12 protein-coding genes are annotated in these 12,015 nt (G+C 66.2%); 8 read left to right on the top strand and 4 right to left on the bottom strand.

The window, feature by feature from the left end; translation table 11 throughout:
* The 5 genes from ACNPP0_RS17370 to ACNPP0_RS17390 form a co-directional block, all read left to right on the top strand.
* Positions 1-704 (top strand): winged helix-turn-helix domain-containing protein (locus ACNPP0_RS17370; protein WP_527892830.1); only part of this gene is annotated, 704 nt, incomplete at its 5' end.
* Between the two features lie 32 nt (positions 705-736).
* The gene (locus tag ACNPP0_RS17375; protein WP_332607840.1) at positions 737-1,369 is read left to right on the top strand and encodes a Vgb family protein; all 633 of its coding nucleotides are present in this window, start codon (positions 737-739) and stop codon (positions 1,367-1,369) included.
* 282 nt (positions 1,370-1,651) lie between these two features.
* Positions 1,652-2,776, top strand: a complete 1,125-nt coding sequence (locus tag ACNPP0_RS17380) for a TRAP transporter substrate-binding protein (RefSeq protein WP_448706552.1) — start codon at positions 1,652-1,654, stop codon at positions 2,774-2,776.
* A 19-nt stretch (positions 2,777-2,795) separates the two neighbouring features.
* Positions 2,796-3,422 carry a TRAP transporter small permease subunit gene (locus ACNPP0_RS17385; RefSeq protein ID WP_332607842.1) on the top strand — a complete coding sequence of 209 codons (627 nt, stop codon included), beginning with the start codon at positions 2,796-2,798 and terminating at the stop codon, positions 3,420-3,422.
* The gene (locus ACNPP0_RS17390) at positions 3,419-5,566 is read left to right on the top strand and encodes a TRAP transporter large permease subunit (protein ID WP_448706553.1); all 2,148 of its coding nucleotides are present in this window, start codon (positions 3,419-3,421) and stop codon (positions 5,564-5,566) included. Before ACNPP0_RS17385 ends, ACNPP0_RS17390 begins: the two co-directional genes overlap by 4 nt.
* A 102-nt stretch (positions 5,567-5,668) precedes the next feature.
* On the opposite strand, the gene ACNPP0_RS17395 is transcribed toward ACNPP0_RS17390, so the two are convergent.
* Together ACNPP0_RS17395 and ACNPP0_RS17400 are read right to left on the bottom strand one after the other, a co-directional pair.
* Positions 5,669-6,955, bottom strand: coding sequence for a hypothetical protein (locus ACNPP0_RS17395; RefSeq protein ID WP_448706554.1), 1,287 nt, complete (start codon positions 6,953-6,955; stop codon positions 5,669-5,671).
* A gap of 224 nt (positions 6,956-7,179) precedes the next feature.
* Positions 7,180-7,929, bottom strand: coding sequence for an SDR family oxidoreductase (locus ACNPP0_RS17400; protein ID WP_332607845.1), 750 nt, complete (start codon positions 7,927-7,929; stop codon positions 7,180-7,182).
* Between the two features lie 103 nt (positions 7,930-8,032).
* On the opposite strand from ACNPP0_RS17400, the gene ACNPP0_RS17405 reads away from it, so the two are divergent.
* Positions 8,033-8,950 (top strand): LysR family transcriptional regulator, encoded by a 918-nt coding sequence (locus tag ACNPP0_RS17405; RefSeq protein WP_332607846.1) that lies wholly within the window; start codon positions 8,033-8,035, stop codon positions 8,948-8,950.
* Positions 8,951-9,015: 65 nt separating this feature from the next.
* Here ACNPP0_RS17405 and gstA read toward each other — a convergent pair whose 3' ends face one another.
* A complete protein-coding gene (gene gstA / locus ACNPP0_RS17410; RefSeq protein WP_448706555.1) occupies positions 9,016-9,630 on the bottom strand; it encodes a glutathione transferase GstA in 615 nt (204 codons plus the stop codon).
* A gap of 102 nt (positions 9,631-9,732) precedes the next feature.
* Here gstA and ACNPP0_RS17415 point away from each other — a divergent pair, with 102 nt between their 5' ends.
* Positions 9,733-10,662, top strand: a complete 930-nt coding sequence (locus tag ACNPP0_RS17415; RefSeq protein WP_448706556.1) for a LysR family transcriptional regulator — start codon at positions 9,733-9,735, stop codon at positions 10,660-10,662.
* Between the two features lie 148 nt (positions 10,663-10,810).
* Positions 10,811-11,611, top strand: coding sequence for a DUF169 domain-containing protein (locus ACNPP0_RS17420; protein ID WP_332607849.1), 801 nt, complete (start codon positions 10,811-10,813; stop codon positions 11,609-11,611).
* On the opposite strand, the gene ACNPP0_RS17425 is transcribed toward ACNPP0_RS17420, so the two are convergent.
* On the bottom strand, positions 11,577-12,015 hold a 439-nt coding region (locus ACNPP0_RS17425; RefSeq protein ID WP_448706557.1), incomplete at its 5' end, for a LysR substrate-binding domain-containing protein. The two genes, ACNPP0_RS17420 and ACNPP0_RS17425, sit on opposite strands and share 35 nt — an antisense overlap.

Consider the following 12,015-nt stretch of genomic DNA (forward strand, 5'->3'; position numbering starts at 1 on the left):
CGCGACAGGCCGGCGTGCCCGCCTTGGTGGCCGAAGTGGACCACGCCTTGCAGGCGCTGCATGCGGTGGCCGCCCGCCACGTCACGCCGGACGGCACGCGCGACCTGACGCTGGCCGACGCCGAGGCGCTGCTGGCGTCCCCGGCGCTGATCATTGACGCGTGCCGCAATGCCGTGCGGCAAGGCGAAGTGATCGTGCCTTTGGCCAGCCGCCCGATTCTGTTCGCCTTGGCGCGGCTGCTTGCCCAGGGCTGGCCACGCGACGTCACCCGTGAATTTCTGATCGCGCGCGCTTTTCGCACCGGCTTTCAGGACGATTCGCATCGCGCCCGCCTGCGCGTGGAAATCGGCCGCCTGCGGACCGCGTTGCGGCCATTGGCGGCGGTCACCGCCACGCCTGGTGGTTTCGCGCTGCGACCCCACGCCGATCTGGGCGTCATCGTGCTGGCGCGCCCGGTTGACGTGGCCGACCGGGATCACGCCGCGGTGCTGGCTTGCCTGGTTGACGGGCAGGCCTGGTCCAGCTCGGCCCTGGCGCTGGCGCTGGGCGCCAGTCAGCGCACCGTGCAGCGAGCGTTGGATGCGCTGTCCGCGTCGGGCCAGGTGCTGCCGCTGGGCCACGGCCGGGCGCGCCGCTGGACGACGCCCAGCGTGCCGGCGTTCACGACAAGCTTGTTACTCCCCACTCTCATGCCCGGTCAGTAGGATGAAGTTTCCCCTCTTTAAAGGAAGCAGCCATGAAACGAAGCCAAGCTGAAATCGTCCGTGAATACGGCCCGTTCCCCGGAGCCGACGCCGTGCATGGCGTCAGCTACGACGGTCGGCATGTGTGGGTCGCGCTGGGCGAAAAGCTGATCGCGCTGGACCCCGAGTCCGGCGAAACCCTGCGCACGCTGGACGTCGTGGCCAATGCCGGCACGGCCTTCGACGGCAAGCACCTCTATCAGATCGCAGAAGGACAAATACAGAAGCTGGACCCGGTAAGCGGCAAGGTGCTGGCAAGCATTCCCGCGCCGGGCGGCGGCGATGATTCGGGCATGGCCTGGGCCGATGGTTCGTTATGGGTCGGCCAATACCAACAACGCAAGATTCATCAGGTGGACCCGGAGACGGGCCGCGTCCTGCGTACCATCGATTCCAACCGCTACGTCACCGGCGTCACGTGGGTGGACGGCCAGTTGTGGCACGGCACCTGGGAAGAAGACGCGCGCGAATTGCGCCGTCTTGAGCCCGACACAGGGGCCGTGCTGGAAAGCATCGACATGCCCGACGGCGTGGGCGTGTCGGGTCTGGAGTCTGACGGCGCCGACCGCTTTTTTTGCGGCGGCGGCAGCGCGGGCAAGGTGCGCGCGGTGCGCCGCCCACGGTAGTCCTTTCTCTATCCAATCGGCGTCCTTGCCCGCGCGCCGCCATGTCCGCACATGGCGGCGCGCGCGTTTATTGCGGCCAAACGCGCTAGGTCATTCAGCTAGGGTAAGTCCTGACAAACAGCTGATTGTCAGCCGTTAGTCAGGAAGGTTTAATCAGCACAAAGTTGCAACGCAGTCGTAGCCCCGACACCGGGAAGCTCGCAGCAGGCGTTTCCCCGCGTCCCCCGCAGGTGCAGTCACTACAAGCTGGTCCCATGTAGTCCACCAAGGAGACAAGTAGCCATGCAACACGTCACAAAGCCCCGCCGCAAGTTCATTTCCGGCGCTGCCGTCGCGGGCGCCGCCGCACTGGGATTCCCTGCTGTCACGCGGGCGCAGAACGCGCCCATTTCGTTGCGCTTCCAAAGCACCTGGCCGGCCAACGACATCTTTCACGAATTTGCGCGCGACTACGCGCAAAAGGTCAACGACATGGCCGGCGGCCAGTTGAAGATCGAAGTGCTGCCGGCGGGCGCGGTGGTCAAGGCGTTTGACCTGCTGGACGCGGTGTCGGCCGGCACGCTGGACGGCGGGCACGGCGTGGTCGCGTATTGGTACGGCAAGAATACGGCGGTGGCGCTGTGGGGCTCGGGGCCATCGTTCGGCATGGACGCCAACATGCTGCTGGCCTGGCATGAATACGGCGGCGGCAAGGAATTGCTGACCGAAATTCAGAAGGCCATGGGCGTGAACGTGGTGTCGTTGATGTACGGCCCGATGCCGACGCAACCGTTTGGATGGTTCAAGCGCCCGGTCACCAAGGTGGAAGACGTCAAGGGCGTGAAGTTCCGCACGGTGGGCCTGGCCATCGACATGTACACGGCCATGGGCGCGGCGGTGAACGCCTTGCCCGGCGGTGAAATCGTGCCGGCGCTGGACCGCGGGCTGCTGGACGGGGCCGAGTTCAACAATGCGTCGTCCGACCTGGCGCTGGGCTTTCAGGACGTGTCCAAGATCTGCATGCTGCAAAGCTTTCACCAAAGCGCCGAGCAGTTCGAGGTGCTGTTCAACAAGGCCAAGTACGACTCGCTGCCGCCGCACTTGAAGCACGTGCTTAGCTACGCGGCGCAGGCCAGCAGCGCCGATATGTCGTGGAAGGCGGCAAACCGCTATTCGCAGGACTACATCAAGCTGCAGAAGGAACACAACGTCAAGTTCTACAAGACGCCGGACGCCATCTTGCAGCAACAGTTGAAGATCTGGGACGAGATGATCGCCAAGCGTTCCGCCGAGAATCCGCTGTTCAAGAAAGTGCTGGATTCGCAGCGCGCATTTGCCGAGCGGGTGGGGCGTTGGCACGGGGATACCTCGGTCAATTACCGGATGGCCTACAACCATTATTTTTCGCGCACCAGCAAGCCGGGCTGACCCCGTCCCAGGCCCATCGATGCTTCGTCTTATCCGCCTGATCGACCGCGTCTCCACCTTCGTCGGCAAGACCTTTGCCTGGCTGATCGTTGTGCTGACCCTGCACGTGTGCTGGGAGGTGGCGGCGCGGTATCTGCTGAACCAACCCAGCGCGTGGGCGTTCGACATGCAGATGATGTATTACGGCGTGCTGTTCATGATGGCCGGCGCCTACACGCTGGCCAAGAACGGCCACGTGCGCGGCGACATCCTTTACGGCTTTCTGCCGCCGCGCGTGCAGGCTGGCTTGGACCTGCTGCTGTATCTGGTGTTCTTCTTTCCCGGCGCCATCGCGCTGGCCTGGGCGGGCTGGTATTACGCCGGCTACTCCATCGCCATCGGCGAGCATTCGTCGCTGATGGCCAACGGGCCGCCCATCTATCCCTTTAAGGCGTTCATCCCCGTGGCGGGCGCCGTGTTGCTGTTGCAGGGCGTGGCCGAAGTGCTGCGTTGCGTGCTGTGCCTGCAACGCGGGGCATGGCCATCGCGTGAGGAAGATGTGGAGGAAGTGGACGTGGACAAGCTCAAGAAGATGGTGCACGTCAAAGACGAAGACATCGTCCAGCTTGACCGCTACGTGACCCCGCCCGGGGAGCCGCGCCGATGAAAATCCACAAGGCCTTGTGGTTTGGCTTGTCGTGCATCGGAATCGTGCTGCTGATGATCGCGTTCCTGACGCCGTGGGGCGAGCTGACCACGGGGCACATCGGGCTGTTGATGCTGGCGCTGATCGTGGTGGCGATCATGCTGGGCTTTCCCACGGCGTTCACGCTGATGGGCATGGGGGTGCTGTTCACGTTCCTGGCGTACTACATGCAAAGCGCCGACGCGGGCCGGTCGGTGGGGCAGACGCTGGACCTGATGGTGCAGCGCACGTACGCCACGATGACGAACGATTCGCTGATTTCGATTCCGCTGTTCGTGTTCATGGGGTACCTGGTTGAACGCGCCAACCTGATCGAAAAACTGTTCCGGTCCATGCATCTGGCGTTGGCGCGCCTGCCGGGTGCGCTGGCGGTGGCCACACTGGCCACGTGCGCGATCTTCGCCACGGCCACCGGCATCGTCGGCGCGGTGGTGACGCTGATGGGGCTGCTGGCCATGCCCGCCATGTTGAAGGCGGGCTACAGCGTGCGCTTGACGGCCGGGTCGATCACGGCGGGTGGCTGCCTGGGCATCCTGCTGCCGCCATCGGTGATGTTGATCGTGTACGGCGCGACGACGGGCGTGTCGGTGGTGCAGCTGTACGCGGGCGCGCTGTTTCCCGGCATTATGCTGGCCGGCTTGTACATGTTGTACGTGATCGTGGTGGCCAAGCTGCGCCCCGACATGGCGCCGCCGCTGCCCGTCAGCGAACGCGGCGTGCCGCTATCGCCCGAGGCCAAGACGCTGGCCGCCGCCGGCTACACGCGCGCGTTGTCGGGCATGGTGGCGGCGCTGTTCAAGGGCCGGCGCAATCACGGCGTGCCGTTCGGCTTCATGCTGCGCAACCTGATCACGGTGTTGGCGCCGCTGGCGCTGACGGTATTGCTGGTGGCGGTGGTGCATCACGGCGTGACGCGACCGAATGTGGAGTACGACATTCCGGCGGAATTGCAGCTGGGGTCGGGTGGGTTTGATTCCGGCCTGAGCGAGCCCGGCGCGGACGGCCTGGCCGAACCGCCGGGCGGGGGATTGGCGGAGCCGCCCGTCGGGGGATTGGCGGAGCCTCCCATGGGTGGCTTGGCGGAACCTGCCGCTGGCGAGTTGGCTGAACCGCCATCGGCCGACGCGGGGGCAGGGGGCCTTAGCGAGCCTCCGGGCACGCCGCAGCCCGGGTCGGCGTCGGGGGCTTCGCAGCCGGCGGCCACGACGGGTGCACCATCCGAAGCACCGTCCGACGCACCGCCCGACGCACCGGCCGGAGCACCGCCCGGAGCACCATCCGGCGCCGCCGCCGAACCTGCGCAATCCGCGCAATCGCCCGGCGCCGCGGACTCGTCCGCCTCTGCGTCCCGGCCGGCGCCCACCGGGTTCTGGATATTCGTCGCGGTCTGCGCGGTGGTGCTGGCCGTGTTCTATGCCGCGCTGACGTGGGCGCGGCTGGAAATCTTCAAGATGCTGATGGGCTCGTTCTTTCCCTTGGCCGTGATGATCGCCGCCGTGCTGGGCTCTATCGCGTTCGGCCTGGCCACGCCCAGCGAAGCGGCGGCCATGGGGGCCATGGGCGGCGCCTTGCTGGCCTTGGCCTACCGCCGGCTGAACCTGCCCGTGCTGCGCGAATCCGTCTTCCTTACCGCCAAAACCACCGCGATGGTGTGCTGGCTGTTTGTGGGCTCGTCCATCTTTTCCGCCGCGTTCGCGCTGCTGGGCGGCCAGCGCATCATTGAAGAATGGGTGCTGTCGCTGGGCTTGACGCCGATTCAATTCCTGCTGCTGGCGCAGGTCATCATCTTTTTGCTGGGCTGGCCGCTGGAGTGGACCGAGATCATCGTGATCTTCATGCCCATCTTCGTGCCCCTGTTGAACGCCTTCGGCATCGACCCGCTGTTCTTCGGCCTGCTGGTGGCGCTGAACCTGCAAACTGCCTTCCTGTCGCCGCCCGTGGCCATGTCGGCTTTCTATTTAAAGGGCGTATCGCCGCCGCACGTGACGTTGAACCAGATCTTCCTGGGCATGATGCCGTTCATGGGGATCCAGGTGGTGGCGATTTTCCTGTTGTACGTGTTCCCGGGCATCGGCATGTGGCTGCCCACGGTGCTGTATCGCTAAGCCGGGCGATCTGCCCGGTGGCGAATGTGCCGGCGTGTTGCCGGCGCGTTGTCGCTGCGTTGTCGGCGCTTCGCCCGCGCATTGCTCACGCTTTGCCCGGGATTATTCGCGCACCAGATACGCCTGCCCGCCCGGCGCCAGATACGGCGTCAGGTCCTTGAACGGCACCGTCGCGTGGGTGCCCAGGCACACGCCCATCGCGTGGCCCACGCCTGATACCGACAGGGTCAGCACGCCCGGCGCCTCGGTTCCCAGGGCCAGATAGCTGGGCCAGACGTCCGAGCACTCCTTTAGCGAGTCATCGTCCGCGCCCTCGATCTTCACGTCGGCCTGCGGCGCGCGGGCCTTGTCGATCAGCGCAAGCAGGGTGGGGCTGGCTTCGCGCCAGCCGTTTTCGCCCGGCACGTACGCGTCCAGCACGCGGTTCCAATCCAGGTAGTTGCCTTGAAGCAGGTCGAAGGTGTAGGGCTCGAAATGATTGTCGGGGTGCGCGCCGCCGCAATACAGGCTGCCGGATTCGGTCACGGTCATCAGCGCGGTGGACAGCCACTGCACGGTAATGGCTTCGTCGTCATAGCTGCCCAGCGTGCCGGCGGCCGGGTTGCCGTCGGTGTAGGCCGTCGCCTTGCAAGCCAGCGCCGCCAGGCTCATCTGCCAGTGGCGCTGTTCAAGCAGCGCGTTGACGCGCGCCATTACTTGCGGATCGGGGTGGCGGCTAAGGCGGGGGTAGATGAACTGGGTGCGGGGATCGCGCCACATCCGGTAGGCGACGGCCCCCGCGCCGCTGTCGGGGCCGACAGGTTTGGCGTAACCGGCCAGCTTCAAGGTCTCATAAGGCGCGTTGTTGGCGTTGATGCGCACGCCGTGACTGATGCCGCTGCCCATGCCGCCGCTGATGGCATCGGTAACGGCCTGCGCGCTGTCCGGCGCCAGCGCGCGGGGATCGTACTGCGCCACGCGGCGCAGCGCGAAGGCGCGTTGTTTGCCCGTGCGGGCATCGACCCAATGGCCGCGATATCCGTCGCTATCGCGGTGCCCTTGCCACGTGGCGGCTGCGGCGGCCTCCGTGTCCGGGGCGATGCCCGCTTCCTGTAGTTCATGAAATAGACGGGGTTCCGCCAGTGCTTCGGGCGTGCCCTTCAAGGGAATGTCGACGCCATGCTTGGGATAGAAATACCGGCCCGTCACGGGACTGCCGTCCGACCCCTGACCCTCCAGCTCCATCACCACCTCGCCCGCGCCTTCTAGCGTGCCGACGTAGACGCTGCGTAAGCTGGTTTCGGCCGACGCGGCACTGGCCGCCACGGCATTGGCCGCCACAACGTAGAGGGGCGATGCGATCAGCGCCAGTGCGGCAAGCATCAGACGGACAAGCGGGATAGGGGACATGGCGCAGTGTGGAAGACGGATGACAACGGGATGATAGCGGCCCCGTTCAGTCCGGATCACCGGCAGTGTCAATATCGTCACTTGCCAATCGGTGTGACGCCAGCAAAGACCCGCCCGCCTGGGTGCGCGAGGTATGCGCGCGGTGGCTGGCGGGCACGCCGGCCGCCGCGACCGAACGCCTGTGCAAGCGCGCACAGCGGTCGGTCGAACCCTGGCGGCTGCGTTCAAAGCTGGCTCATGCCGCCATCCACGATGATCTCGGTGCCTACGATAAACGCGGATTCCGGCGCCGCCAGATGCAGCACGGTCGAGGCCAGTTCCTGCGGCGTGCCGAAACGGCCCAGCGGAATCTGCGCTTGAATGCTGGCGGCCGTTCTTTCCAGGCTGGCCGCGTCCAGGCCCAGCTTGCCGTAGATGGGGGTCGCGATCGGGCCGGGGCTGACCACGTTCACGCGGATGCCTCGGGGCAGCAGCTCTGCCGACAGCGTCTTGGCCAGAGAAATAAGCGCGGCCTTGCTGGCGGCATAGATGCTGGAGGCCGGCATGCCGATGTGGGCGTTGATCGAGCCGTTCAGCACGATGGACGCACCCGGGTTCAACAGCGGGTCTAACGCCTGTAGCTGAAAGAACACACCCTTGATATTGGTGTTGAAGGTTTGGTCCCACAGGTCTTCGGTGGCCTCGGCCAGCGTGGCGAACTTGGCGATGCCCGCGTTGACGAAAACGGCGTCCAGCCGCACGTCCGCCTCTTTCAGTGCCTGGGCCAGCGCAGCCGAGGCGCCCGGGGCGCCGGCCACATTGCGGATGGCCAGCGTGTTGCCGCCCAGGGTGGCTCGCGCGGTTTCCAGCGCGGCTTCGTCGCGGCCCGTGACGATGACGCGGCCGCCTTCGGCCGCAAACGCTTGCGCTGCCGCCAGCCCGATGCCGCTGGTGCCGCCGGTGACCAATACGGTCTTGTGTTCAAAACGGTTCATGGTGATCTCCTTGGGAGTCGTTCGATAAGGTGTAGCCATGTTGCACCTGGGGCGGCGCTTTGTCGTACCATCTTTCGAACGAACACGTTCGAAGGAATTGCACATGTTGACGGCCCACGAACTGGCGCTGCTGGAGGCCATCCGGGACAGCGGCAGCCTGTCTCGCGCGGCGGTAAAACTTGGCCGCGCGCCATCCTCCGTGTCGCACGCGGCCCGCCAGCTGGAAGAACGCTTTGACGCGTTGCTGTTCGACCGCCGCCGCTACCGGCTGCAACTGACTCCCGCCGGTCAACTGCTGGCCGACGAGGCCGCGCGGCTGATGCTGGACGTGTCCCGCCTGACGCAACGCGTCAAACAAGTGGCCAGCGGCTGGGAAGACCGGCTGCATATCGTCAGCGATGAGATCCTGGAATTTGAATTGATGTCGCCGTTAATTCATGCGTTTGACCGCCTGGATTCCGGGGTGAGCTTGCGCTTGACGCACGAGGTGCTGGGCGGCACGTGGGAAGCGCTGCGCGAAGGCCGGGCCGACCTGATCGTGGGGGCGACGAACGAGCCCCAAGCTATGCCGAATCTTCAGTGGGCGCAATTGGGGGCAATGGAGTGGTTGTTCGCCGTGGCGCCGCGCCATCCCCTGGCCCAGCTGAAAACACCTTTGCGGCAGGATCAGATCCAGCAGCACCGCGCGGTGGTGGTGGCCGACACGTCGCGCGGGGCGGCGGCGCGCGGCTATGGCCGAGTCAGTGGCCAGCCGGTGCTGGCCGTGCCCAGCATGCGCGCAAAGATCCTGGCGCAACGCGATGGGTTGGGCGTGGGCTGGGTGCCGCGCCACCGCGTGGCGTCGTTGCTGGCGCGTGGGGAGTTATTGGAAATGGCCACCGAGACACCGCGTGAACCCAACATGCTGTACTTGGCATGGCGCGGCGGTCACGAGGGCCGCGCGCTGAAGTGGTGGCTGGAGCAGTTGCGCCAGCCGACGCTGGCGGCGGCGCTGATGCGAGGCGTGGACGCGTTTCGCTGATGTGCGAGACACGGGCGGTCAACCCGGCACATCACGCTGGCATGACACGCGGCGCCACGTCGCCATCAAACGGCGCGGGCGATGCCTTCGGCCGCCAGCGCCGCCTGCACACTCGGCCGCATTTCAATGCGCACCATGTAGCCAGCCAGCGCGGGTCGGCCCGCCAGATCGATGTCAAAAAACCGGGCCCAGCGCAGCACCGCATACAGGTAGGCGTCGGCCACGCTGAAGCGGTCGCCAAGCAGGTACGGCGCGGATAGCAAAACCTCCGCCAGATAATCCAGCCGCTTTTCCACCCGGGCCTGCCACCACTGGCGCGCCTCGGCGGGCAGCGTCCGGTTGAACAGCGGGCCAAAGCCACCATGGATTTCGGTGCTGATGAAGTTCAGCCATTCCTGCAAGCGGCTGCGGTCCCAGGTGCCGTTGGGCGGCGCCAGCCGGGCTTGCGGCTTCAGGTCGGCCAGATATTGCACGATGGCCGGCCCTTCGGTCAGCACCCGCCCGTCGTCCCGTTGCAGCGCGGCGACGTAGCCCTTGGGGTTGATCGCCAGAAAATCGCTGCCGTCTTCGGTGCGCTTGGTTTGGTTGTTCACCCGCACCAGGGTAAAGGGCAAGTCCAGCTCGCGCAGCACGATGTGCGGCGACAGCGAGCAGGTGTCGGGGGCGTAGTACAGCTTCATTGGTGTCGGTCCTTCGGTTCAGCAACAACCGCGAGCATGACGCCGCCTCTGGCATGCGTAAAATTACTTCTTCAAAAATGTGGAATAAGCAGGGCTGATGCCATGATGAACCTGATGCACTGGCGGCTGATGCTGGCCGTGGTGGACGCCGGCAACATCACGCACGCGGCGGCCGACGTGGGCATGACCCAGTCCGGCGCCAGCCAGGCCATCGCCAACTTGGAAGACATGCTGGGCGCGCCACTCTTCACGCGCGAGCGTCGGCAGACGCTGCCCACGGCATTGGGCCTGCGCGTGGCGAACGAGGCGCGGGCCATGCTGGATGCGCTGGGGCGCATTCAACACATGGCGCAAGACGCGCGCGGCACGGCGCGCGGCACCTTGCGGCTGGCCAGTTTTCCGATGGTGTTTTCCACCATCCTGCCGCCGGTGCTGCGGCGTTTTCGGCAGCAGCATCCGGGCATCGACGTGGTGTCGCTTGAAGCTTCGGATGACGAAGTGCAAGCCCTGCTGGCGGCAGGCACCGTGGATGCGGGCGTGGTGCTGAACGCCGCGCCCGGCCGGCCCGTGTGCCCGCTTGGGCAAGACGAATGGATGGCGGTGCTGCCGGCCGCGCACCCGCTGGCCCGCGCGGGTAACGCCGTCGACCTGGCGGCGCTGACGGCGCAGGCTTTCGTGTTGGCCACGGGTGGATGCAGCGTGCACGCACAGAGCGTGGCGCAGGACGCCGGCCTTGCCATCCCCGACGTGCGCGCCACCGTGCGCGACTGGAGCAGCGCCTTTGCCCTGGTGCGTGAAGGCGTGGGCGTGGCGCTGGTGCCCGCGCTGACCCTGCCTGAAAACCGGCGCGGGCTACGCGTGCTGCGGCTGGCGAATCCGCTGTACCGGTCGTTCGGGCTGGCGGCATCGGCGCAAGCGGCGGACAGCGCACCGGTTCAAGCATTGTTTTCCATGTTGCGATCCCTGCAAGACAGCCGGCCCGGGCCTGCATCCGTGCCCGCATCGGCAACCGAACCCGAACCCGAACCCTGACGCCTTGCCTTGATGATCCGGGTCGCCATGCGTGCCGAATTTGCCACATGCATACGGCGCGCCGATGCGTGTTTGCCTTTAAGCTCCAACGGATATGCGGATCGCCACAACCGTCGATGCGCCACACACAACAGTCCCAAGGACGCATATGGAAGAGACAACGCAAGAAACCGCCATGAACTGGCCGCAATTGGTGGACGACCTGAACAAGCTGCTGCGCCTGAAAACCACCGTCATCGGCATGAAGCTGTTCGAAGACGAGGCCGACATGGCCGGCATCAAGGGGTTGCGGCGGCCGCAAGCCACGCACACCACGGATCAAATCGTCGGCATGGCCGCGCGGCTGGGGTGGACGGTGGGCATCACCGGCAACGATTTGGTCGGCGCGCAATGCCGCGCCGTGATCGGCCTGGGGCCACAAGACGAAGACTGGAAAAGCGGCAAGGACTACGTGGGCGTGTGGCACGCCACTGAAGCTGATGCGCGGGCGCGCCAGGAAGCCTTGTCCTGTGTGCCGGCGGGCAAGTATCGCGGGCTGGTGGTGTCGCCGCTGGCGTCGGGCCGGCTCAACCCGCCCGACATCTGCCTGATCTACGCCACGCCAGGGCAGATGATCATTCTTATCAACGGCTTGCAGTGGAAGAACTACCGCCGCTTTGACTGGAGCGTGGTGGGCGAGACGGCCTGTGCCGATTCCTGGGGCCGCGCGCTGGCTACCGGTGAACCCAGCTTGTCCTTGCCCTGTTTTGCAGAACGCCGTTACGGCGGCGTGCCCGACGAAGAAATGCTGATGGCGTTGCCGCCGCGCTACGTGCCCATTGCCATCGAAGGCATGAAGGCACTGGCCGCCAACGGCTTGCGCTATCCCATTGCGCCGTATGGCATACAGAACGACGTGCGGGCCGGCATGGGCGTCAGCTACGCACAGCCGCCCGCGCGCGGCACGTAAAGGGGGGGTGCAGCGCGTCGGCAAAAGCGCGGGCGGCGGGCCCCAACGGCATGTCGATGCGGTGCGCCAGGTACGTCTCGGTCTCGACCTGGCTGCCGCGTCCCAGGCTGTGCGTGGGCAGGCGCACCAGCCGGCCTTCGGCCAGATCGCGCGCTACCTGCCACAGCGGCAGGCGGCCCCAGCCCAGGCCCGACAAGATCAGCGCGTGCTTGGTGTCCTGGCCGCTGACGCGGCAGGTCTGCGGCGACAACACGGCAAAGTCGCGCCCTTCACTTAAGCCGGACGGATCGGCTTGCACGATCTGCAAGTGGTCGGCCAATTCCGGGGCGCCCAGCATGGCGTTGCCCGCCGGGTTGCTAGCCGAGTCGCCGGCCGCGTCGCCCGCCGCGTCGCCCGCCGCGTCG

The organism is Achromobacter semiaridum, from assembly GCF_053543755.1.

What these genes read in the sequence shown, in the direction of transcription:
- ACNPP0_RS17415 (WP_448706556.1), top strand. Translation starts at nt 9,733, where the DNA reads ATGATGAACCTGATGCACTGGCGGCTGATGCTGGCCGTGGTGGACGCC.
- ACNPP0_RS17380 (WP_448706552.1), top strand. Translation starts at nt 1,652, where the DNA reads ATGCAACACGTCACAAAGCCCCGCCGCAAGTTCATTTCCGGCGCTGCC.
- gstA (WP_448706555.1), bottom strand. Translation starts at nt 9,630, where the DNA reads ATGAAGCTGTACTACGCCCCCGACACCTGCTCGCTGTCGCCGCACATC.
- ACNPP0_RS17405 (WP_332607846.1), top strand. Translation starts at nt 8,033, where the DNA reads ATGTTGACGGCCCACGAACTGGCGCTGCTGGAGGCCATCCGGGACAGC.
- ACNPP0_RS17400 (WP_332607845.1), bottom strand. Translation starts at nt 7,929, where the DNA reads ATGAACCGTTTTGAACACAAGACCGTATTGGTCACCGGCGGCACCAGC.
- ACNPP0_RS17420 (WP_332607849.1), top strand. Translation starts at nt 10,811, where the DNA reads ATGGAAGAGACAACGCAAGAAACCGCCATGAACTGGCCGCAATTGGTG.
- ACNPP0_RS17385 (WP_332607842.1), top strand. Translation starts at nt 2,796, where the DNA reads ATGCTTCGTCTTATCCGCCTGATCGACCGCGTCTCCACCTTCGTCGGC.
- ACNPP0_RS17390 (WP_448706553.1), top strand. Translation starts at nt 3,419, where the DNA reads ATGAAAATCCACAAGGCCTTGTGGTTTGGCTTGTCGTGCATCGGAATC.
- ACNPP0_RS17395 (WP_448706554.1), bottom strand. Translation starts at nt 6,955, where the DNA reads ATGTCCCCTATCCCGCTTGTCCGTCTGATGCTTGCCGCACTGGCGCTG.
- ACNPP0_RS17375 (WP_332607840.1), top strand. Translation starts at nt 737, where the DNA reads ATGAAACGAAGCCAAGCTGAAATCGTCCGTGAATACGGCCCGTTCCCC.